The organism is Paractinoplanes toevensis, from assembly GCF_018332695.1.
GTDB lineage: Bacteria > Actinomycetota > Actinomycetes > Mycobacteriales > Micromonosporaceae > Actinoplanes > Actinoplanes toevensis.
The window spans coordinates 1-23,033 of the sequence record NZ_BOQN01000153.1 but is presented as its reverse complement, the minus strand read 5'-3'; the positions used below and the strand labels follow the sequence as shown (position 1 = coordinate 23,033).

General features: G+C 71.6%; 15 protein-coding genes. 7 read left to right on the top strand and 8 right to left on the bottom strand.

Going from position 1 to position 23,033, the window contains the following annotated elements; all coding sequences use genetic code 11:
* Positions 1–364, top strand: a 364-nt coding sequence (locus Ato02nite_RS47085) for a non-reducing end alpha-L-arabinofuranosidase family hydrolase (RefSeq protein ID WP_281419904.1), incomplete at its 5' end; no start/stop codon positions are given.
* 132 nt (positions 365–496) lie between these two features.
* A complete protein-coding gene (locus Ato02nite_RS47080) occupies positions 497–1,945 on the top strand; it encodes an AbfB domain-containing protein (RefSeq protein WP_246608171.1) in 1,449 nt (482 codons plus the stop codon).
* Positions 1,946–1,958: 13 nt separating this feature from the next.
* Here the strand turns inward: Ato02nite_RS47080 and Ato02nite_RS47075 are convergent, their stop codons facing one another.
* From Ato02nite_RS47075 to Ato02nite_RS47050, 6 genes are all read right to left on the bottom strand, one after another.
* Positions 1,959–4,439, bottom strand: a complete 2,481-nt coding sequence (locus tag Ato02nite_RS47075; protein WP_213013259.1) for a DUF4118 domain-containing protein — start codon at positions 4,437–4,439, stop codon at positions 1,959–1,961.
* A gap of 17 nt (positions 4,440–4,456) precedes the next feature.
* Positions 4,457–5,290, bottom strand: coding sequence for a potassium-transporting ATPase subunit C (locus tag Ato02nite_RS47070; RefSeq protein ID WP_213013258.1), 834 nt, complete (start codon positions 5,288–5,290; stop codon positions 4,457–4,459).
* A 5-nt stretch (positions 5,291–5,295) separates the two neighbouring features.
* Positions 5,296–7,380 (bottom strand): potassium-transporting ATPase subunit KdpB, encoded by a 2,085-nt coding sequence (kdpB, locus tag Ato02nite_RS47065; protein ID WP_213013257.1) that lies wholly within the window; start codon positions 7,378–7,380, stop codon positions 5,296–5,298.
* The gene (gene kdpA / locus Ato02nite_RS47060; protein WP_213013256.1) at positions 7,377–9,014 is read right to left on the bottom strand and encodes a potassium-transporting ATPase subunit KdpA; all 1,638 of its coding nucleotides are present in this window, start codon (positions 9,012–9,014) and stop codon (positions 7,377–7,379) included. Before kdpA ends, kdpB begins: the two co-directional genes overlap by 4 nt.
* The gene (kdpF, locus tag Ato02nite_RS47055; RefSeq protein ID WP_246608170.1) at positions 9,014–9,103 is read right to left on the bottom strand and encodes a K(+)-transporting ATPase subunit F; all 90 of its coding nucleotides are present in this window, start codon (positions 9,101–9,103) and stop codon (positions 9,014–9,016) included. Before kdpF ends, kdpA begins: the two co-directional genes overlap by 1 nt.
* Before the next feature lie 246 nt (positions 9,104–9,349).
* Positions 9,350–11,617: a putative bifunctional diguanylate cyclase/phosphodiesterase gene (locus Ato02nite_RS47050; protein ID WP_213013255.1), complete on the bottom strand. Its 2,268-nt coding sequence runs from the start codon at positions 11,615–11,617 to the stop codon at positions 9,350–9,352.
* A 292-nt stretch (positions 11,618–11,909) separates the two neighbouring features.
* Here Ato02nite_RS47050 and Ato02nite_RS47045 point away from each other — a divergent pair, with 292 nt between their 5' ends.
* A complete protein-coding gene (locus tag Ato02nite_RS47045; protein ID WP_213013254.1) occupies positions 11,910–13,430 on the top strand; it encodes a GGDEF domain-containing protein in 1,521 nt (506 codons plus the stop codon).
* 289 nt (positions 13,431–13,719) lie between these two features.
* Here Ato02nite_RS47045 and Ato02nite_RS47040 read toward each other — a convergent pair whose 3' ends face one another.
* The gene (locus Ato02nite_RS47040; protein ID WP_213013253.1) at positions 13,720–14,367 is read right to left on the bottom strand and encodes a hypothetical protein; all 648 of its coding nucleotides are present in this window, start codon (positions 14,365–14,367) and stop codon (positions 13,720–13,722) included.
* Between the two features lie 355 nt (positions 14,368–14,722).
* Here Ato02nite_RS47040 and Ato02nite_RS47035 point away from each other — a divergent pair, with 355 nt between their 5' ends.
* From Ato02nite_RS47035 to Ato02nite_RS47025, 3 genes are read left to right on the top strand one after another with little or no spacing between them, the layout of a single operon-like run.
* Positions 14,723–15,952, top strand: a complete 1,230-nt coding sequence (locus Ato02nite_RS47035) for a hypothetical protein (RefSeq protein ID WP_213013252.1) — start codon at positions 14,723–14,725, stop codon at positions 15,950–15,952.
* Positions 15,859–16,866: a radical SAM protein gene (locus tag Ato02nite_RS47030; protein ID WP_213013251.1), complete on the top strand. Its 1,008-nt coding sequence runs from the start codon at positions 15,859–15,861 to the stop codon at positions 16,864–16,866. Before Ato02nite_RS47035 ends, Ato02nite_RS47030 begins: the two co-directional genes overlap by 94 nt.
* Positions 16,859–17,695, top strand: coding sequence for a hypothetical protein (locus tag Ato02nite_RS47025; RefSeq protein WP_213013250.1), 837 nt, complete (start codon positions 16,859–16,861; stop codon positions 17,693–17,695). Before Ato02nite_RS47030 ends, Ato02nite_RS47025 begins: the two co-directional genes overlap by 8 nt.
* On the opposite strand, the gene Ato02nite_RS47020 is transcribed toward Ato02nite_RS47025, so the two are convergent.
* Positions 17,637–18,626 (bottom strand): nucleoside-diphosphate kinase, encoded by a 990-nt coding sequence (locus Ato02nite_RS47020; protein WP_213013249.1) that lies wholly within the window; start codon positions 18,624–18,626, stop codon positions 17,637–17,639. The genes Ato02nite_RS47025 and Ato02nite_RS47020 overlap by 59 nt on opposite strands.
* A gap of 17 nt (positions 18,627–18,643) precedes the next feature.
* On the opposite strand from Ato02nite_RS47020, the gene Ato02nite_RS47015 reads away from it, so the two are divergent.
* A complete protein-coding gene (locus tag Ato02nite_RS47015; protein WP_213013248.1) occupies positions 18,644–22,615 on the top strand; it encodes a non-ribosomal peptide synthetase in 3,972 nt (1,323 codons plus the stop codon).
* Positions 22,616–23,033 lie beyond the last annotated feature (418 nt).

Genomic DNA, 23,033 nt, shown 5'->3' with positions numbered 1-23,033 from the left:
CACCAACAACCTGTTCGAGGCACCGCAGGTCTACAAGGTCGCGGGCCAGAACCAGTACCTGATGATCGTCGAGGCGATCGGCGCCAACGGCCGCTACTTCCGCTCGTTCACCGCCACCAGCCTCGGCGGTTCCTGGACGCCGCAGGCCGCGACCGAGAGCAACCCGTTCGCCGGCAAGGCCAACAGCGGCGCCACCTGGACCAACGACATCAGCCACGGCGAACTGGTCCGCACCAGCGCCGACCAGACCTTCACCGTCGACCCCTGCAACCTGCAACTGCTCTACCAGGGCCGCTCCCCCAGCTCCGGCGGCGACTACGGCCTCCTGCCGTACCGTCCGGGCCTGCTGACCCGGCAACGCTGAGAACGACGGGGAGTCGCTCCGGCGGCTCCCCGTCGCCGTAACAGTTTTTCAGTAGAGAACTTCCGACAGTCAAGTACGGGAATCGCTCGTAGCATGCGGATCCCGGGTACGAGCCATCGAGGCAGGACGTCTGTGATCCCGCTATCCCGCACCGAGGACGTCACCGCCGTCGTCATTGCGGCGCGCGCCGGAGACAGCGGCGCGCGGAGCGAGCTGGCCCGGCTCCACCTGCCGTTCGTCTACCGCCTCGTGTGGCAGGCCCTGCCCGGCGATCCGGATGTCGACGACGTCGTGCAGGACATCATGCTGCGCGCCTTCCGGGAGCTGCCCGGCCTGCGCGACCCAAAGAGCTTCCGGCCCTGGCTGGCCGCCACCGCCTTCCGGCAGATCGCTACGCATCGGGCCCGGGGCAACCGGAATGCGGGCCGGGCCGCGCCCCTCGACGAGGCCGCCGGCCTGCCCGACGTGGCCGCCGAGGTGGAAGGCCCGGCGCTGCTACGGGCGGACCTGGCCACCCAACGCCGGCAGATCGGGCACGCGACCCGGTGGATGGGCGCACGGGAACGAGCCGTCTACTCACTGTGGTCGCTGGAGACGGTCGGCGAGCTGACCCGCGCGGACACCGCTCGCGCCCTGAACGAGAGTGCGGCCGGCACCGGCGTGCGGATCCAGCGCATGCGCGAGCAGCTGGACCTGAGCCGCCGGATCGTCGCCGCGCTGGAGGCGTCACCCGGCTGCGCCGAGCTGGAGGGCGTCATCGCCGGCTGGGACAGCATCCCCGGTGCGTTCTGGCGCAAACGGATCGGCCGGCACGTACGCTCCTGCCCCGTCTGCGCGCGGGCGGCCGACGACCTGGTCCCGGTCGAGCGGCTGCTCGCCGGGCTGGCCATGGTCACCGTCCCGGCGGCACTGGCCGGCGCCGTACTCGCCAAGGCCCTTGCCGTCGGCAGCACCGCGCACGGTGCGACGGTGGGCGCGGCGACCTGGCTCGGCGCCGCCGCACAGGCGATCGGGGCGCATCCGGTGGTGGCCGCCGCCGGCGCTGTCGTCCTCGCCGTCGGGGTGGCCGTGCCGACGGCCGGGTGGACGACGGCCGGGCCGCACCGGCTGACCGTCTCGCCGGCGCCGAGCCGGTCGGCCGGGCTCCTGACCGCCGGCAAGGTGTCGCTCGAGTCGTCCGACACCGGCGGAAGGTATGTCGCGGTCGCCGGTGACAGCGGGCTGCTAGCCCGGATCGGCGAGTCGAGCGGTGCGGCCGCCCGGCAGCGGGCCACGCTGCTCGCGGTTCCGGGGATCGCCGACCCGGCGTGCTTCTCGTTCCGCGCCCAGGACGGCCGCTACCTGCGGCATGCCTCGTTCCGGCTGCGACTGGGGCCGGAGGAGGGCACCGTCCTGTTCCGCCGGGACGCGACGTTCTGCCCCGGCGCCGGGTCGGCCGGCGGCTCGATCACCCTGGAGTCGAAGAACTACCCGGGCTTCTTCGTGCGCCACGTCCGCGACGAGCTGTGGCTCGACCAGTCCGACGGCAGCGCGGACTTCCGCGCCCAGAGCTCGTTCTTCGTCCGCGGCCCGCTCGCCTGACCGAGGATGCTGGTCATCCGCTCTTCCCGGCGGGCAGGGTGAGGATCATGGTGAGGCCTCCGCCCGGGGTGTGGTCGGGGATCAGGGTGCCACCCATGGCTTCGGTGAGGCCGCGGGACAGAGCCAGGCCGAGGCCGACGCCGGTGCCGTTGTCCCGGTCGCCGAGGCGCTGGAACGGCAGGAACACGTGGTCCCAGCGGTCCTCGGGGATGCCGGCGCCGTGGTCGATGACCCGCAGTTCGATGGTGTCGCCGAGGGTGCTGGCGGTCACCACCGGCGGTCGATCCGGCGGGCTGTGGCGCAGCGCGTTGGCCACCAGGTTGACCAGGATTCGTTCGAGCAGGCCCGGGTCGGCGTGCACCGGCGGCAGGTCGTCCGGGATGTGCACGGCGACCGGGCGGCCGTCCGGCCCGAGGTGGTCGAGGGCCAGCGGGACGATGTCCTCGGCGCCGAGGTCGACGGCGTCGACGCCGAGCGCCCCGGCCTGCAGCCGGCTCATGTCGAGCAGGTTGGTGACCAGCCGGGCGAGCCGATCGAGGGATTCGTCGGCGGTGGCGAGCAGTTCCCGGCGGTCCTCCTCGCCGAAGTCCACCTCGTCGCTGCGCAGGCCGGCCACCGCAGCCTTGGCCGAGGCGAGCGGCGTACGCAGATCGTGGCTGACCGCGGCGAGCAGGGCGGTGCGCATCCGGTCGGCCTCGGCCAGCGGCCGGGCCGCGGCCGCCTCGGCGGCGAGGCGTTCCTGGCGCAGCGCCAGGGTGGCCTGGGCGGCGAACGCCTCGACGATGCGCCGGTCGGAGGCTTCCAGGGGGTGGCCGCACAGCAGCATGGTCATGGTGTCGTCGACCTTGACCTCGACGTCGGCGTCCCGGGCGGTCGTGCACTCCTCGCCCACCCCGGCGACGACGACGCCCGCGTCCAGCAGGGTCACCGATTCGAGGGTGAACGTCTCGCGCAGGCGGTCCAGCAGTGCGATCAGCGGCCGTTCGCCGCGCAGCACCCCGCCCGCGACGGTGGCCAGGATCTGCGCGTCGGCACCGGCCTGGGCGGCCTGGCGGGTTTTCCGGGCGGCGGTGTCGACGACCCAGCTGACCGCGAGAGCGACGACCACGAAGATCGCCAGGGCCAGCAGGTTGTCGCCCTCGGCGATGGTGAACCGGCCGAGCGGCGGGGTGAAGAAGTAGTTGAGCAGCAGCGACCCGAAGATGGCGGCGAGCAGCGCCGGCCACAGTCCGCCGATCAGCGACACCCCGACGACGGCCGCCAGGAACAGCAGGATGTCGTTGGTGAGCGACAGCGACGGCCCGGCGTGCAGCAGGCCGGTCAGGGCGGGCAGCCCGATCAGGGTCGCGACGAAGCCGGCGATCCGCCGGCCACGGGACAGGGCGGCCGGCAGGCGGCTGCCCCGGCGGCCCTGGGCCGCGCGTTCGTGGGTGACCAGGTGTACGTCGATCGAGCCGGACCGGGCGGTGGTGGTCACGCCGACGCCGGCCGACAGCAGCTGGGCCAGCCGGCCGCGGCTGGACGCGCCCAGCACGATCTGGGTGGCGTTGACGGCGCCCGCGAAATCGAGCAGGGCCCGCGGCACGTCCGCCCCGACGACCTGGTGGTAGGTGCCGCCGAGGCTCTCCACCAGCAGGCGGTGCCGGGCCAGGATGGCCGGGTCGGCGCCGGCCAGGCCGTCGTTCCGGGTGACGTGTACGGCCATCAGGTCAGCGCCTTTGTCCCGGGCGGCGATCCGCGCGGCCCGCCGGATCAGCGTGTCTCCTTCGGGGCCCCCGGTCAGGGCGACGACGACCCGTTCCCGGGTCTCCCAGGTCGCGCTGATCCGGTGGTCCGCGCGGTACTTCTCGAGCTGGTCCTCGACCTTGTCGGCCAGCCAGAGCAGGGCCAGCTCACGCAGCGCGCCCAGATTGCCGGTGCGGAAGTAGTTGCCGAGCGCGGCGTCGATCTTCTCGGGCCGGTAGATGTTGCCGTGTGCCATCCGGCGGCGCAGCGCCTCCGGGGTCATGTCGACCAGCTCGACCTGCTCGGCCGCGCGGACCACGGAGTCCGGCACGGTTTCGCGCTGCTCGACGCCGGTGATCCGGGCGACCACGTCGTTGAGCGACTCCAGGTGCTGGATGTTGACCGTGGTCAGCACGTCGATCCCGGCGTCGAGCAGGTCGTGCACGTCCTGCCAGCGCTTCTCGTGCCGGGAGCCCGGCACGTTGGTGTGGGCGAGCTCGTCGACCACCGCGATCTCGGGGTGCCGGGCCAGGACGGCGTCGAGGTCCATCTCGGTGAACCGCGCGCCCCGGTACCGCACCTCGCGGCGGGGCACGGTCTCCAGGTCGGCCAGCATGGCCTGGGTGTGTTTGCGGCCGTGGGTCTCGACGAAGGCGACGACCACGTCGGTGCCGCGCTCGGCGCGCCGGTGCGCCTCTTCGAGCATGGTGTACGTCTTGCCGACGCCGGGGGCGGCGCCCAGAAAGATCCGCAGTTCTCCGCGTGCCATGGCGCCGCCCCTCCTTCTCATTTCTGCCGGTCGAGCGCGATGTTGAGGGTCAGCACGTTGACACCGGGTTCGCCCAGGAAACCGAGGGCGCGGTCGTCGGTGTTCTCCTTGACCAGGGCGCGCACGGCGTCCTCGGAGAGACCGCGCTCCCGGGCGATCCGCGGCACCTGCAACGCGGCGTAGGCGGGGCTGATGTCCGGGTCGAGTCCGCTGGCACTGGCGGTGACCGCGTCGGCCGGGACGACCGGGTCGACCGGCGCGTCGCCGCGAACAGGGGTGATCACGCCGCCGAGGGCCTGATAGTCCTCCCCGTTCCGGGCCGGCCCGACGGTGACGCCGTCGTAGGTGGCGATGAACGGGGTGCCGGTCTGGTTGACGCTGACCACCCGCGTGACCGGGCCGGTGAAGCCGTCGCGGTGGAAGACCGCGAGAACCGCGCCGACGCCGTCGGTGGTGCAGAACGGCCGCCGGCCGTCGACGCCTTCGAGCTTGCCGACGGCGAGGCTGCGGGCACAGACCTGGGTCAGCAGGCTGGGCGAGTCGGCCGTGTCGACCACGCTGTTCGGGCCGAGGTTGCTGGCCGAGGTCGAGGTGGGGTCGTAGCCGTCGCCGGCCGCGGACGGCCGGCTCTGGAAGTACCTGGTGACCGGGTTGCCGTCGGCGTCGGTGAAGGCCTGGCCGATCAGGGTGCTGCCGTTGGCCACGAGCGAGCCGTCCGCCTTGCCGGACAGACCGGGCAGGCGGCCCAGGGCGACAAAGGCGAGGGGGTACGCGAGTCCGAGCAGGACGGTGAGGACGAGCAGCGCGCGCAGGGCGGCGAGGTGCTGGGAGAGCCAACTGGGAAGTCGCACGGTGATCAGATCCCCGGGATGAACTGGACGAGAAGGTCGATGAGCTTGATGCCGAGGAACGGCGCGATGACGCCGCCCAGGCCGTAGATCCACAGGTTGCGGCGCAGGAGCGCGCTCGCGCCGGCGGGGGTGTATCGCACGCCGCGCAGGGCGAGCGGGATGAGCGCCACGATCACGAGGGCGTTGAAGATGACGGCGGACAGGATCGCCGAGCCCGGCGAGTGCAGCCGCATCACGTTCAGCGTGTCCAGGCCCGGGTACACCCCGGCGAACATCGCCGGGATGATGGCGAAGTACTTGGCGATGTCGTTGGTGATCGAGAACGTGGTCAGCGCACCCCGGGTGATCAGCAGCTGCTTGCCGATCTCCACGATCTCGATCAGCTTGGTCGGGTCGGAATCGAGGTCGACCATGTTGCCGGCCTCCTTCGCGGCCGACGTGCCGGTGTTCATCGCCACGCCGACGTCGGCCTGGGCCAGCGCCGGGGCGTCGTTGGTGCCGTCCCCGGTCATCGCGACCAGCCGGCCGCCCTCCTGTTCCTTGCGGATGTAGGCGAGCTTGTCCTCCGGGGTGGCCTCGGCCAGGAAGTCGTCGACCCCGGCCTCGTCGGCGATCGCCTTCGCGGTGCGCGGGTTGTCGCCGGTGATCATCACGGTCCGGATGCCCATCCTGCGCATCTCGTCGAAGCGGGCCCGCATGCCCTCCTTGACGACGTCCTTGAGGTGGATGACGCCGAGCACCCGGTCGTTCTCGGCCACCACGAGCGGAGTGCCGCCGGACGCGCTGATCCGGTCGACGATCTCGGCCACCTCGTCCGAGCCGGACCGCGCCCACTTCAGCACGGCCGCCGCCGCACCCTTGCGGATCTGCCGCCCGCCGATGTCCACGCCGCTCATCCGGGTCTGCGCGGTGAACGGCACGAACGTCGCGTCGCTCATCAGGCCGGGCTCCCGCTCGCGCAGTCCGAACTCGTTCTTGGCGAGAACGACGATCGACCGCCCTTCGGGCGTCTCATCGGCCAGGCTGGAGAGTTGCGCGGCGTCGGCCAACTCGCGCTCCGAGACCCCATTGACGGGTACGAACTCAGCCGCCTGCCGGTTTCCCAGGGTGATCGTGCCGGTCTTGTCGAGCAGCAGGGTGTTCACGTCGCCGGCCGCCTCGACCGCGCGGCCGGACATGGCGAGCACGTTGCGCTGTACGAGGCGGTCCATGCCGGCGATGCCGATCGCCGACAGCAGCGCGCCGATCGTGGTCGGGATCAGGCAGACGATCAGCGACACCAGCACGATGCCGGTCACGCCGTGCGCGTTGATCGCCTGGGTGTCCGGCGCCGCCGCCTGCCAGGCCTTCGAGAAGATGGCGAGCGGCTGCAGCGTCACCACCGACAGCAGGAAGATGATGGTCAGTGCGGCGAGCAGGATGTTCAGCGCGATCTCGTTCGGCGTCTTCTGCCGGTTGGCCCCCTCGACCAGGGCGATCATCCGGTCGACGAAGCTCTCCCCCGGCTTCTGGGTGATCCGGATGACGATCCGGTCGGAGAGCACCCTGGTGCCGCCGGTGACGGCCGAGCGGTCGCCGCCGGACTCGCGGATCACCGGGGCCGACTCGCCGGTGATGGCCGACTCGTCGACGCTGGCAATGCCGTCGATGACGTCGCCGTCACCGGGGATGATGTCACCGGCCTCGGCCACCACGATGTCGCCCTGCTTCAGCTCGGCCGCCGGGATCAGGCCGCCGTCCCGCAGCCGGGCCATGGTGTCCTGCTTGGCGGCCCGCAGCGTGGCGGCCTGCGCCTTGCCGCGGCCCTCGGCGACCGCCTCGGCCAGGTTGGCGAAGACCACCGTGAGCCACAGCCAGACGGTGATCGTCCAGGACAGCGTGCTGGGATCGGTGATCGACAGCACGGTGGTGAAGACCGCGCCGACCTCGACGATGAACATCACCGGGTTGCGCCACAGCGTGCGCGGATCGAGCTTGCGTACGGCGTCCGGCAACGACCTCCACAACTGGTGCGGATCGAGCAGCCCACCGCGTACGGCCGAGGGGTTGGATTTTGCCGTGGGGTTGGGTTTTTCGGCGAGCAACGTCATGACAGACCTTCTGCGATGGGTCCGAGAGCGAGAGCGGGGAGGAAGGTCAGGGCGACGAGTACGACGGTCACGCCGACGACCATGCCGACGAACAGCGGCTGGTGGGTGGGCAGCGTGCCCTCCGATTCCGGGTTCGGTTTCTGCCGGGCCAGCGAGCCGGCCAGCGCCAGCACCAGAACCAGTGGCAGGAAGCGGCCGAGCAGCATGGCCAGGCCCAGCGCGGTGTCCCACCACGGGGTGTTGACCGTGATGCCGCCGAACGCCGAGCCGTTGTTGTTGGCGGCGCTGGTGAAGGCGTACAGCACCTCGGAGAGGCCGTGCGGCCCGGTGTTGAGCGCCGTGCTGTTGTTGCCGGTGGCGAAGGCCGCCGCCGCGCCGATCAGCACGAGAGCCGGGGTGACCAGGAAGTACAGCGACGCCAGCTTCATCTCCCGGGCGCCGATCTTCTTGCCCAGATATTCGGGGGTGCGGCCGACCATCAGACCGGCCACGAAAACCGTGATCGTCGCCAGGATCAGCAGGCCGTAGAGGCCGGAACCGACACCGCCGGGGGCCACCTCGCCGAGCATCATGTTGACGATCGGCATCATCCCGCCGAACGGCGTGTACGAGTCGTGGAACGAGTTCACCGCGCCGGTCGAGGTCAGCGTCGTGGCCGCGGCGAAGGTGGCCGAGTCGGGGATGCCGAACCGGACCTCCTTGCCCTCCATGGCCGAGCCGACCGCCTGCGGCACCGTGCCACCGCCGTGCAGCTCGAAGCCGATGGTGAGCGCGACCGACGCGATGGCCAGCACCGCCATCACCGCGACGATCGCGTAGCCCTGCCGGTTCTGGCCGACCATCCGGCCGAAGACGCGGGGCAGGCTGAACGGGATCAGCAGGATCAGGAAGATCTGCAGCCAGTTCGTCCAGGTCGTCGGGTTCTCGAACGGGTGCGCCGAGTTGACGTTGTAGAAGCCGCCGCCGTTGGTGCCCAGCTCCTTGATGGCCTCCTGGGAGGCGACCGGGCCGCCGGTGATGTGCTGCGTCGCGCCGGTCAGGGTGGTCACGTCGGTGCCGCCGGACAGGTTCTGCACCGCCCCGGCCACCATGAAGACGAGCGTGGCGACGACACAGATCGGCAGCAGGACGCGCAGCGTGATCCGGGTCAGGTCGACCCAGAAGTTGCCGAGGCCTTTCGACGCGAAACCCCGGATAAACGCGACCGCGACGGCGATGCCGACGCCGGCCGACACGAAGTTCTGCACGGCGAGGCCGGCCATCTGCACCAGGTGGCCGAGCGCGGATTCACCGGCGTACGCCTGCCAGTTGGTGTTGGTGACGAAGCTGACCGCGGTGTTCCACGAGACGTGCGTGTTCATCTGCGGTACGCCCAGCGCCAGCCAGAGCTTGTTCTGCACGCGCAGGAACAGGTAGAGGAAGAGGATCGAGACCGCGGAGAACGCGAGGACGCTCCGGGCGTAGACACCCCAGGTCTGCTCCGCGTTCGCGTCGACCCCGACGAGACGGTAGATCAGCTTTTCCCCGCGCAGATTCCGTGTGCTGGTTATCGCGCGGTACAGGTAGTCGCCGAACGGCCGGTAGGCCGCGACCAGGGCGACCACCAGCGAGATCACGAACAGCCAGCCGGCCATCAGAACTTCTCCGGGAACAACAGGGCCGCCACCATGAAGGCGGCCAGCAGGACGGCGACGACCAGGCCGATGACGTTGACGGCGCTCACCAGCGTTCGACCGCCCGGATCAGCACGGAGAGCGCCGCGAACAGCACCACCGTGAGTAGGACGAACACGAGATCAGCCACGGAAGGACTCCTTGACGAGGGGTGGCAGCGCTTGCCGATGAAGCACAGCGCGCCGCGATCTCCCTTGTCATCGGCGTTGACGCGACGGCTACGCCGGCCGGCCGGATTTTGACGCCTTGTTAACGCCGCGCGGACAACGACATGGCAACCAGGCGGTTCGGCGCCATCACCGGACCGGCGCGGGCCTGCGCTGCTGTAGCCAGGTGGTGAGGCGGTCGGCGGGCTGGGGACGGCTGAGGTGGTAGCCCTGGACCAGGTCGCAGTCCCACTCCCGGAGGCGGTCGAGGACCGTCTCGTTCTCCACGCCCTCGGCGATCAGGCGCATGTCGAGGTTGTGGGCCAGTTCGACGGTGCTCTTCACGATGGCCGCGCTGCGGGTGTCGGTGTCGCAGTGGGTGACGAACGCACGATCGAGTTTGAGGTCGTCCACGGGCAGGGCGTGCAGATAGGCCAGGCTCGAGTAGCCGGTGCCGTAGTCGTCGATGGCCAGGTGGATCCCGGTCGCGCGGAGCTCGGCGAGCACGCGGGTCGCCCGGACCGCGTCGCGCATGAGGACCTCTTCGGTGATCTCCAGGTGCAAGGCCGCCGGTGGCACGCCGTGCCGGGTCAAGGCGTCGGCGACGTACGACGGCAGGGCCGGATCGTGCAGGTTGGAGGCGGACAGGTTCACCGCGACGGTCAGGTCGAGACCGGCGGCCCGCCAGGCGGCGGACTGCTCCAGCGCCATCTCCAGCACCTGCAGGGTGAGCCGCCCCATCAGGCCGGCGTGCTCGGCCAGGGGGAGGAACCCGTCGGGGTAGACCAGGCCTCGGGTGGGGTGGTTCCACCGCACGAGGGCCTCCACCCCCGGTATCGCGCCGGACGCGATCTCCATCTGCGGCTGGTAGTGCAGGATCAGCTCACCGTGGTCGAGGCCGGCGCGCAGCTCCTCCAGCGTGGTCAGACGCTGCCGGTCGGTGTCGTCGTGGGCGCCGCTGGTGGTCACCACGACACCGCTGTGGTCGCCCTTGGCGGTGCGCATGGCGCTGTCGGCATGGCGCAGCAGGGTGCCGCGGTCGGTGCCGTGGTGGGGGAAGACGGCCACGCCGACGCTGGCATCGACGTGCAGGGTGACCAGTTCCAGGTCGAAGGGCCGGCGCAGCGCGGTGAGCAGCCGGTTCGCGGTGCACACGGCGCCGTCCACCTCGGTGTCGGGCAGGAGCAGGCCGAACTCGTCCCCGCCGAGACGGGCCAGCAGGCCGGCGTCGCCGAACGCCTCGGCCAGCCGGGCGGCGACCATCTGCAGCAGGCGGTCGCCGAGATGATGCCCCAGGCTGTCGTTGATCTCCTTGAAGTGGTCCAGGTCGACGATCGCCACCGCCATCGGCGCCTGGTCACCGCGGCGGTGCAGCTCACGATCCATGGACTCGAGGAACAGCCGTCGGTTCGGCAGCTCGGTCAGATCGTCGGTACGGGCCTGCCGGCGGGCATCGGCGAGCGCCGCCACCGCGCGTACGGTCAGCAGCATGCGCACGACCGCGCCGGTGATCGCGGCCGCGGCGAGCAGGCTGCTGGTCCGCGGCAGCGCCTCGTCCCGCCAGCTGCCGAACAACAGCAGCACCATGGACGCGAACGCCATCCCGGACGGCAGCGCCACGCCGACCACCGTCCCGGCCGGCCTCCGCTCCGACCGCCGGTCCCGGCTCTGCCAGGCTGCCGCGACGATCACCGCCAGCGCGACCGACCACAGCGCATCCGTCCAGCCGCCCGGAATGTACGTCCCGTGGGTCATCTCGAACATGTGGATGGCGTTGGCGGTGGTGTTGATCCCCATCCCGGCCAGCAGCAGCACCCACACCCGTTCGGTACGCCAGCCGCTGAGCGCCCAAGCCCCGAGCAGCAGACCGGCCAGGACGATGTCGGCGATCGGGTAGGCCGCGCTCGTCACCACCGACCACCCCGACTCACCGGCCGCGCCGCCGAAGTCGTTCAGGAACACCACCGAGGCGAACGCCGCCGCGCAGGCCGACGCGATCAGTCCGTCCAGCCAGGTGGCCACGCCGATGCGGGACACCCGGGCCCGCAGCAGCCGGATCACCGCGGCGCAGGCGAACGGGTAGTACGCCAGCCACATCACGTCGGCCGGGGAGGGGTACGGCGGCGGGTTCAGGTCGGCGAGGACCGCCATCCAGTACACCGTGCCGGCGGCGTAGGCGCCCAGCCCCGCGGCCATCAGAAGCCAGGCGGGGCGGTCCTGCCGCACCCGCACCGCCCGGACCAGCACGAGCAGGGCGGCCAGCAGGTACACCGCGTCCTGCAGCAGGCCGTCGACCCCGGGATGCCGGTCCAGCCAGTGCCGGGCCGCCGGGATGACCGCCACCAGCTGCGCGAACAGCAGGAAGACGCCCAGCCCGAAGCCGGCGCGCAGCCAGACCGTCCTGCCGACCGAGACCACACCTCAGCGTTTCATCTGAAACCGTTCTGCACCCCGTTTCGGCTGATGGCGGCGGTCGAAATGGGGTGTCATGACGGTATGGGTCGGCGTTGGTGGCGGGTGTCCGTCGCGGCGATGGTGCGGCGCTGGCCGCCGCGGCTGATCCGGCCGGCCCTGCTCGACGCGGCCACCATCACGTCCGGGGATCGGCGTCCTGGCCTGGGTGTAGGCGATCGACCCGGCACTGCAGGACACCGGCTACTCGGTGGCCGGTCAGCTCGTGCGGCTTGCGTACCCGGTCGGTGATCTTCTGTTGATCTTTCTGGCTCTGATTCTGGTGCGCAGTGCCGGGGCCCCCGGGCAGCGCGGGGCCCGCTGGGGGTCCGCGCCGCCGTGGCTCGCCGCCGGCCTGATCACGTTTCTCGCCGGTGACCTGGTCTGGCTCTTCGTCGGGGACCACCCGGTGTCCGGCTGGCTGTCGCGGGGCATCGACTCGCTGTACTTCGCCGCGTTCGTGATCCTCGGGTATGCCGTGCGGCACGCCGCCGCCACCGACGAGCAGCGCGCCACCGCCCTGCCGCGCCCGCCGGGCATCCCGCTGATGTCGATGCTGCTGCTCGCGCTGCTGATGGCCCCGGCCGTGATGGTCATGCAGATGTCGCACGGTGCGTTCCAGCACGGTGCGGCCATCGCCACCGGCTCGACGATCATGTCGGTGCTGGTCGTCACGCGGCTGACGGTGCTGCTGCGGTTCGTCGCCCGGCAGACCGAACAGGTCCGCGAACTCGCCCGCCGCGCCGAGCTCACCGGCCTGTCCAACCGGCGCGCCTGGACCGACGAGCTGCCGCGGGTGCTGGAACAGGCCCGGCAGACCGGGTTGCCGGTCAGCGTCTGCATGGTGGACCTCGACCGTTTCAAAATCTTCAACGACACGCACGGCCACCAGGCCGGCGACCGGCTGCTCAAGGAGGCCGCCGCCGCGTGGCTGAGCCAGCTGCGCCGCTCCGACATCCTGGCCCGGTACGGCGGCGAGGAGTTCATCGTGCTGCTGCCGGACACCGCCCTGGACGCCGCCTGCACGATCATGGAACGCCTGCGCCCGGTCACCCCCGCGGCGCAGACGTTCTCGTCCGGCGTAGCGGTCTGGGACACGACCGAGACGTCCGAGGAACTGATCGCCGACGCCGTCCTCTACCAGGCGAAACACACCGGCCGCGACCGGATCGTGGCGGCCGCCTCCCGGCCGACGCCGCCTTCTAGCTCGCCCGATCGATCACCGCTGCCACCGCCAGTTGTCCCGTTCGTACAGCGGCGCCAGCCCGGCCCGGAGCATGTTGGCCAGCGACGGATTGTGCGTGCCGTCCGCCGGTTTCCAGGTCTCGGCGAAGATCTGCCGGCAGCCGGCCCCGGCGGCGGCCGCCGCGCGGGCCGCGATCAGCACCGACTGCGCGCCCCGGCCGCGGTCCTCCGGGCGGGTCGCGGCGGCGTTCAGCGCGGCCTCCGAGCCGTTCACGAACAGGTTCCCGCCGGCCACGATCCGGTCGCCGTCGAACGCGGCGAACGGGTGCCAGCCGGCGCGGCCGACCGTGCCGGCCAGCGTGGCCGTCAGACCTGCTGGGTCTCGGTCGTCTCGGGGTGCCGCTTCACGGTGGCCTCCTTGACGAACTTGCCGGTGCTCGCGCTGCGGTTGACCTCGCGGTCCTCGCTCTTGTCGGTACCGACGTGCTCGGTTGTCGTGGTGCTCGGCTCGCGCTCGACCGTGCTGTCCTTGACGAACTGTCCACTGCGGGCGCTGCGATTGACGTCGTGCTCGTTGTCAGCCATGCGTTCCTAATCCCCTCCACCGCGCCGCCCAAACAGGCCCCGCAGCTATGTTGGGATGGTCCGGAGGTGGCCATGTCGATTCGCCGCACGCCGGGGCCGGGGGGCTTCGGTCCCTCGCCCGAATTCGGACATGGCCGGGCCGGGATCACGCTCGATCCGGCCCGGACCACTCCGCGGCCCGGCGTCCACTCGGGCGCGGCCGTCGCCGCCGGCACCCACCTGTGGTGGTGGGTGGCCCTCGTCGCGGCCGTCGCCCTGGTTGCCGTCGTGGTGGTCGCCGTCCGCCGCGTCGATGAGCGTCACGCGGTGCGGCGTCGCAGCTCGTCCGCTCGTGCCGACCACGCCTCGGCCAGCGCCCGTGGCCAGCCGCCGGGCAGCGCCGTGCAGAAGTAGAAGGCGGACTCCGAGCCGTCCGGGATGCGCAGCTCCACCCTGATCGGCTGGGTCGTCGGCCACTCCCGGTAGCCCGCGCTGTCCACCACCACCGGTTCCAGGCCCGCCGTGCTGCGGGTGGCGTTGACGGCGTCGGCGAGCAGCGCGCGTAGTGCCTCGTCCGGGTGGAGGCTGCCGGCCACGGTCGCGACCGCCAGGCGGATCAATCGGCGGGTGGCGCGGGCGGTTGCCGGCCAGGCCAGGGCGGCCAGGGCCGGGTCGGCGTGGCGCAGGGCGGTGGCCCGAACGGCGAGCGCACCGTCGAGGTCGTGCTCGCCGGCGGTGCCGACCAGCCAGGCGGCCCAGGGCAGTAACGCGGGCCGGCCGTCGTCGCTGGTGTGGTCGTTGACGCGGCGCGCCAGGGCGGTCAGCGCCGGCTGCACGTGGACGGGATTGTCGGCCCACGGTCCGCCTGGCAGGGTCGCGGCGAATTCCATGAGGCAGGCACCGTTGCGCGGATGCCGGTGATGTCCGCGCTGCAGGATCGGCGTGGGGATGACGCTCGTGCGGGACACGGTCACCGCCTTAGCACTGTGGATACCCGTCGTGCTTATCAGGCGCGGGACTCCGGAAGCAAGGGATCATGAAAGCCCGCAATTCACAGGCAATTCCCGGCCGGTCGATCTCGGTGCGCTCGTTAACATCATTGAACAGCTTAAATACCAGACTTAATGATCGTTTACATCAAAATTGATCTACCGGCGGGGTTGCCGGTCCGAATCAACGCGCGTACGGTCCACTCCGGACTACAGATCGGGAACGGGGATCCGAACTGATCTCGCGCGTGATCGAAATTCGCGTGAGCCAATTCTTTGTGCCGACTCCTGATTTGCCGTATGCAAAAAACGCGGCTGAACGGGGGTTCAGGGCATGCGTGGAGTGGTCGCCAGCGTATTCACCAGAAATCGCGCACCGGTCGAGCGGCGCTGGCGTGCCGAGGGCGGCCTGCCCCCGGTCGACGGCAATCGGGTGCGCAATCCGCTGACCGAGGGTCCACAGCAAACCCCGCCGGGGCTCGTTCTGGAGTCCGCCCGCGAGCATTTCCGGCTGCCCGGCGACGGCGAATTGGCGCCCGCCTCCAGTGCCGATCCCGGCGACGCCGGTTGCCTGGTCGTCTTCGACTGGGAGGCGAAACGACCGGTCTGGGAATCCGGCTGGGGCAATCTCGTCTACACGCCGTCGGGATTCTGCCTCGACGGCGACGTGATGTACCTCAACGACCTCGAGGGCTCGTCGATCTTCGAGGTGGACCTGGTGCGCGACCCGGGCCGGCCGGTGCGCCGCATCTCGCACCCGTACATGAACGACCTGCACGGCCTCACCCGCACCTCGCGCGGCGTGCTGGCGGCCGCCGCCGGCACCGATGTCGTCCTGGAGCTCGGCCTGGACGGCGATCTGCTCTACGAATGGTGGGCCGCCGAGCACGGCTACACCCACTCGCCGGCCGGCCTCCGGCGGTCGTCCGGCCGCGGGCGCGAGCACCGCGACCGCTTCTACCACACCCGGATGCAGACCACCCACCTCAACAGCGTCCGCTTCCGGGACGCCGACGAACGGCTGATGCTGGTCGTTCTCTTCCATCAGGGCCAGATCGTGCAGGTCGACCGGGAAGCGCCGGCCGGCGCCCGGCCACGCGTGCTGGTCGACGGGCTGGCCCGGCCGCACGCCCTGACCCGTACGGCCTGGGGCTGGCTGGTGGCCAACAGCGCGGCCGCCGAGATCATCGCGCTCGACGACGACTTCGCGCTGATCGGCCGGCACCGTCTCGACGGCTGTGGCTGGCTGCAGGACCTCACCGTGCTCTCCGACGGGCACGTGCTGGTCAACGACGTCGACAACCACTGCCTGGTGGAGCTGGTACCGCCCGCCTGGCAGCCGGTCGACCGCATTCCGTACCACCCTGGCTGGCGCATGGCCGAGATCTCGGAGTTACCGCCGCGCGCCGCCGCCGCGTTCCAGGTCGCGCGGCCCGACCAGGAGCCAACCGACTTCACGGGGAGGAAGACATGCATGTGCCATCCATCGACGTCTACGTCTCCTACCGCTGCAACCTCCGCTGCAAACATTGCTTCCTCGGCGAACACCTCAATTCCAACCTGACCTTCGCGTACGACGAGCTGGTGAAATTGATCGATGCCAGTGCGGAATGGGGCACCGAGGAGATCACGCTGCTCGGCGGCGAACCGACCATCTACCGTGGTGTGGAAAATCTGGTGTCCTACATCCAGTCCAAGGGCCAGCGCGCCCGGCTGGTCACCAACGGCCTGCACGGATTCGCTAAGTTCATGGACAACTTCACCGGGAAACGGCCGCCGATCGTCTACTTCAGCATCGACGGTTCCTCCCCCGAGGCGCACGACGCGATCCGTGGCAGGGGCACGTTCGACAAGCTGATCCCGAACATCCGGCGCAGCCGCGAGTTGGGCTACACCGGCTACGGGATCATGTCGGTCAACGGGCAGAACGCGCACGACGTGGTGCCCACCCTGCAACTCTGCAACGACCTCGGCCTCGAGCACGTCAACGTGCACTTCGTGACCAACCGCGGGTTCGCCACCGAGGAAAGCATCATCACGTTCGAGCGCTGGGAGGAGATCCGGGCCGAGATCGAGGAGGCGTCGCGCGGCATGCGGGTGACCACCCGCGCCGACCACAGCCTCGCGAAGTTCGGCGAGTACAGCGGTTACTGCAGCGTCCGCGCCGAGGACAACCTGATGATCTACCCGGACGGCCGGGCGTTCATCTGCGCGATGTTCTTCGACGTGCCGGGCGCGCACGCGTTCGAGTGGCGCGACGGGCGCCTGCACCGCAACCTCGCCGGCCGGACCGAAGTGACGATCGCCAACTCCGGCAGCAAGACGCTGTGCCCCGCGATGGAGTACGTCAACCCGAAGCTCATCGACGAGGCCGCGGACCTGGGCTGCACGGTGGGCTGCATCTACGAGAAGGTCGGCGTCGACCGGGGCGCGGTGACGATCGAAACGATGGCCCATGGGGAGGTACGGAATGCCTGAACTCCAGCTGCCCGCCGGCGAGGACGTCTTCGCCCGATCCGGCAAGGTCAACCTGTTCTACCAGCTCGGCGTCAAGGTCGACCTGACCGGCGTCACCTCGCAGCAGTACTTCGACTGGCTGGACGCGATGAAGGACCGGCTGCCGAGGCTGGTGCCCGGTGCCGAGATCGGCGAGAAGGTGGAGATCCGCACGTCCCCGGTGCTCAACACCGGCGTCTACTACGACACCGACGACTACCAGATCGTGCGGACCGGCTCGCTGCTGCGCACCACGTGCGCGGTGACCCACGCGTTCTGCGCGTTCAAGCTGGCCGACAACGGCAAGGACGTCCGCAAGGACCACCGGTTCGTCTTCCAGGGCAAGGACCGCGGGATCATCCGGGGCGCGCCGGCGTCGGCCGAGGCGGTGACGATCGTGAAGCGGCTGCTGGCCCGCACCGACATCGAGCACCCGGGCACGTTCCTGCAGCGCTACCACGGCATCGATCCGACCACGGTCGAGCCCGCGGTGATCGTCAAGCGGTACATCAGCAGCTTCTACGTCTGGCTCGACAAGCAGGACGCGCTGCGCTGCCCGATGGACCGGGTGTACGTGGGGAACCTGCGCGAACCGGAGTCCGACCGCAAGCTCCGGCACTTCCGCGAGGTCGAGCTGATGATCTACCCGCACGTGGACAACGAGGTGGCCAAGGATCCGCGCCTCGCGGACGCGATCCGGGTGCTGGCCGAAACGCTGCACGAGCAGTTCGGCGCCGAGATCACCAAGGAGATCAAATATCAGCGGGGCGCCCGCGCGCTGGGGTTGTATCCGGTTGCGGCCACCGGTTGATGGCCCGCAGCGCCTCGGCCGGTTCGCAGTCCTCGGTGGCTTCGAACAGCCGGTGCAGGTCGGCGTCGTCGGGCAGGCGGTCGAACGCCCCGGCGGCGCCGAACGCCGTGGCCGAGGGCGGCACGGCGAAGAACCGGCACAGTTCCACCATGGCCTCCAGCGGGCCGGCCGACGCGTGTACGCCGTTGACGCCGCGATCGACCTCGGGCACACCGAGGTCGACGCGGTGGTCGCGGATGTACGCGCGGATCGAGCGGGCGTCCGCCGCGTACGGGTCGGTGGCCCCGATGATCTCCGACCGGAACTCGCGCCAGCCCGGCGTCTCCCAGGTGACCTCGACGGCGACGACCCGGGCGTCGGCGGTGGTGTAGTGGGCCAGTTGCTCGGGATGGAACCCGTTGAGCGCCACCACCCGCTCGCCGCCGATGTTGATCGTGGCGGCGTAGGCCCCGGGCGCCAGCTTGACCGAGCCGGCGACCGGCCAGGCCGCGATGAGGTCGTCGAGGCTCGCCCCGGGCCGGGCCAGGATCTGGCTTCCACCGAGAACGGGCTCGTCGCCGCCGAAGCGGTCCCGCAGCGCCCGGGCGGCCGCCGGGGTGAGACCGTCCACGCCGAGGCGGGAGACCCGGTTGATCATCGCGTAGTGGCCGGCGATGACGTCGGCCAGCCGGGCCGGCCCGAGCACCGCGGCGGCGCCGATCGTCAGTCCGGCCTTGCCGAGCATCCGCAGGACCGCGCCGAGGTTCCCGGCCCGGTCGAGGCCGGGGTAGAGCAGCTCCGGTTTGACGAAGACCAGCGCCTGTTTGCCCGGCGGCGCCGGAGCCGGCGCCTGTTTGCCCAGCGGCGCCGGCGCCGGTCCGAACTCCCGGACCACCACGAGGTCGGCCCGGTCGCGGTCGACCGCATCCAGCCCGGAAATCAGGTCATCCACCAGAAAAGGCACGCAAAATGGTACCGCACACGGATCGGTTCGAGGCCACGCCGGAGCAGCGGCGACTGTGGTTCGTCGACGTGCACGAGGGCGGCGGGCGGGCCTACGTGGTGCCGCTGGCCTGGCGGATCATCGGACCGTTCGACGTGGACGCGCTGGCCGCGGCGGTGGACGCGCTGGCGGCCCGGCACGAGGCGCTGCGCTGCGCGCTGACCGCCGACGGCGACCGGGTCCGGGCGACCGTCCTTCCGCCACCGCTCGGCATCCTCCGCGTCGACGGCTCGGGCACGCTCGCCGACTTCGCCGGCCGGCCGCTCGACCTCGGCCGGGGCGACGTGTTCCGGGCGCAACTCTGGCCGGACGGCCTGCTCGCGATCATGGTCCACCACGCGCTGGTGGACGGGGAGTCCGAGGCGCGGATCGCCGACGAGCTGTGGGCCCTCTACCGTGGCGACGCCCTGCCGCCGCCCACCGGCCTCGGACCGGCCGCGGACCGCACGATCGAGCCGGACTACTGGCGGGACGCGCTGGCCGGCGCGCCGCCGCTGCTCGGCCTGCCGCTCGACCGCCCGCGCACCGCCGAGACCGACTGGACCGGCGGGGTCGAGACGATCACGCTGGCCGACGACTTCACCCGGCCGGCCCGGCGGCTGCGGACGACCGGCTTCGTGGTGACGGTCGCCTGCCTCGGCGTCTTCCTGGCCCGCTGGTGCAACGAGACGGACGTGGTGGTGGGCGTGCCGTTCGGGGTCGGCCCGGCCGAGCGGCCGGTCGGCTTCTTCGACAACACCCTGCCGGTCCGGCTCGACCTGGCCGGCAACCCCGATCTCGCCGAGGTCGTGCGGCGCACCAAGGCCCGGGTGATCGAGGCGATGGCTCACGCCGGGACCCCGCTGGACGCGATCGTGCAGGCCGCCGGGGTCGACCGAGTCCCCGGCACGCCGTCGCTCTTCCAGGTCATGCTGACCTACGAGCCCGCCCCGCCGGAAACCCACGACCTCGGCGGTACGGCGGTGGCGCACCGGATTCCGGTGTTCCCGCCGGACGCCAAGCTCGACCTCGTGGTGCACGTGACGCCCGGCGCCTCGTCGACCGGCGTCCGCTTCGAGTACCGCACCGCCCTCTTCGACCGGACCACCATTTCGCAAGCGGCGGAAGCGTTCCGCGACCTGGCGCGCCGGCTCGTCGCGGACCCGTCCGCCACGGTCGGCGACCTCGCGCTGCGCGGCTCACCGGCCCCGCCGGCCCTGGTCACGGTGCAGGCACCGACAGCGCCGGCCGCGATCGCCGCGATGGTGCGGGCCGACCCCGCCGCGGTGGCGATCCGCTGCGGCGACGAGGTGCTCAGCCGCGCCGGGCTCTGGCAGTCGGCCACTCGGCTGGCCGCCCGCCTGCGCGCGGCCGGTGTCCGCGACGGCGCGGTGGTGGCGTCACTGGTCCCGCGCGGCCCGGCCGTCCCGGTGGCCATGCTCGGCATCTGGCTGGCCGGCGGCGTCTACCTGCCGCTGGACCCGGCCAACCCGGCCGGTCGGAACACCTTCATCCTCGACGACGCCGCCTGCACGGTCGTGGTGGCCGCCGGGCCGGTCCCCGAGGCCGCCCGCCGCACGCTGGTCCCGGCCGACCTGTCCGATGCCGGCGGCCCGGTCGAGGACCCGCCCGCCGATCCGGGCCGCGTCGCGTACGCGATCTACACGTCCGGGTCCACCGGGCAGCCCAAAGGGGTGCTGGTCGAACACGGGAGCCTCGCCGGCCTGCTGAGCGAGATGAACCGGATCGTCGCGCCGGTCGCCGGGGACCGGGTGCTCGCGGCCACCACGGTCACCTTCGACATCTCCCTCGTCGAACTGCTCCTGCCGCTGGTGGCCGGCGTGGAATGCGTGATCGCGGATGCCGAGACGGCGGCCGATCCGGTGCGGCTGGCCGGGCTAGTCGGCGACGCCGGGGTGACCGTCGTGCAGGCCACGCCCAGCGTCTGGCGGCTGCTGCTGCCGCTGCTGAGCTCGCCGCCGCGGGTGGCGCTGTGCGGCGGGGAGCCGATGACCCCGGACGTGCGCGATGCCCTGCTCGGCGGCGCCGAACGGGCGGTCAACGTCTACGGACCCACCGAGACCACGATCTGGTCGTCGGCCTGGCCCGTCGCGGACGAGCCGATCGCCATCGGCGAACCGTTGCGCAACAACCGGTTCCTGGTCCTCGACCAGTGGGGCGACCCGGCACCGCCGGGCATCTGGGGCGAGCTGTGGATCAGCGGGCCGGCCCTGGCCCGCGGCTATCTGGGCCGGCCCGAGCTGGACGCCCGGGCGTTCGTCACGCTCCCCGGGTTCGGGCGCAGCTACCGCACCGGCGACCGGGCCCGGCGCACCCGCGACGGCCGCTACGAGGTGAGCGGGCGGATCGACGACCAGCTCAAGGTCCGCGGTTTCCGGATCGAGCCACGCGAGATCGAGCACGCGATCGACACGCTGCCGGGCGTCGGCGGCTCGGCCGTGGTGCCGATCCGGGTGGGCGACAACGTGAGCCTGGCCGCGCTGGTCACCGCCGACCCGGCCGGGTCCACCGTGGACGATTGGCGGGTTCAGTGGGACGCCGTCTACGAGGACGAGAGCGAGTTCGCCGGCTGGATCAGCAGCATCACCCGGCTGCCGTACCCCCTCCGGGTGATGACCGAATGGGCCGAGGACACCGCCGCCTCCCTGACCGACCTGGGCTTCGAACGGGTCCTGGAGATCGGCGCCGGCTCGGGCATCGTCACCCGGCGGCTGGCCGCCGCCGCCCAGGCCTGGCTCGCGGTGGAGAACTCCCCCCGGGCCGTCGAACACCTGCGCTCCCTGCCCGTAGGCACCCTGACCGTCGAGCTGACGCCGGCCGACCGGCTCGGCCCGGCCGACCGCCGGTTCGACCTGATCGTGCTCAACTCGGTCGTGCAGTACTTCCCCGGCGAGTCCTATCTGGACACCGTCCTGGCCGCCTGCTGGGAGCGACTGGCTCCAGGCGGCCATCTGTTCGTCGGCGACATCCGCTCGGTCGCGCTGGCCGAGGCGCACCACCGCGCGATGTCCGCCACCGACCCCGAGCGGGAACTCCTGGTCGACCCCGGCTGGTTCGCGGCGCTGGCCCGGCGGCTCGGCGACGCGACGCTGACGCTGCGCGCCAAACCGTTGCGGGAGTGGAGCGAGATGGCCGCGTTCCGCTTCGACGCCGTACTGCGCAAGACCGCGCCGCCGGACCGGCCGCCCCCGTGCGCGGAGCACATCTGGCGGTCCGCCACCGAGTTCGACCGGCTCTGCGCTACGCCGGGCGAATCGGTGGTCCGCCGAATCCCGAACGCCCACAACGCCACCTGGCTGGCCGGCGCGGACGGCGAGGCGCCGTGGGCCGAGGCCGTCACCCCCGCCGCGCTGATCGACGCCGCGAAAACCCACGGCCGGGCGATCCGAGTCGGCATCGACATCGAGGACCCGACGCTGATCTGCGCCTACCTGGGCGACGACGACGCTCCGGCCCGGCGAGCCGCGTGGGAGGCCACCCACCGTACGGCCGCGGGCAGGACCCGGACCCCGCACCGAGCCGCCGCCGTCCCGCCCGGCCCGGCCGAGGTCACCGAGCACCTACGCCAGATCCTGCCCGGCTACATGGTGCCGAGCGTGGTGGTCCGGGTGCCGTCCCTGCCGCTGCTGCCGAGCGGAAAGACCGACCGCCGAGCCGCCCAGCGAACAGCGCTGGACCACCTGGCGGCGCAGGTCGCGCCCGTCGCCGCGCCGGCCGACCCGGTGGAGGCCGCCGTGCACGAGGCGTGGGCCAGGGTGCTGGCCCGCGAAGCCTTCACCCCCACCGACGACTTCTTCCGCCTGGGCGGCGACTCACTCGGTGCGGTGCGAATGCTGGCCGGCCTGCGCCGAACCATCGCCGTGAACGTCCCGCTGGCCGCCTTCCTACGCAAGTCCACCTTCGGCGCATTCTGCGACCTGGTCCGCAGCCGCCGCTAACCCCACATCGGTCACGCCAGGCCGTTATCCCACGCTCCTCTTCCGGTACGACGTCATTCCGTCCCTTGGTCCACAGTTCCGCTGGGCGGGGCTCACCCTCCGCGCGCCCCCACCGGGCGGGCCCGCTGACCGCGCCTACCCCCTTGCCAGCCCATGCTGAGTGCCGCCTCCACGCCCCGCGCCCTACGCCCCACGCCCCACGCCCTACACCCCGCGCCCCGCGCCCTACGCCCCGCGCCCCGCGCCCTACGCCCCGCGGCCCCACGCCCTACGCCCCGCGGCCCCACGCCCCGCGCCCAAAACCCCCCGCCCGCGGGCCGCGCCACCGTGCTCCGGGCACAGAACCAAAGCCGCCGGCTTCCATACCTCCCGATACGCACGGCTTCGCTTGCTGATACGGGGTCCGTAACGCGAACGG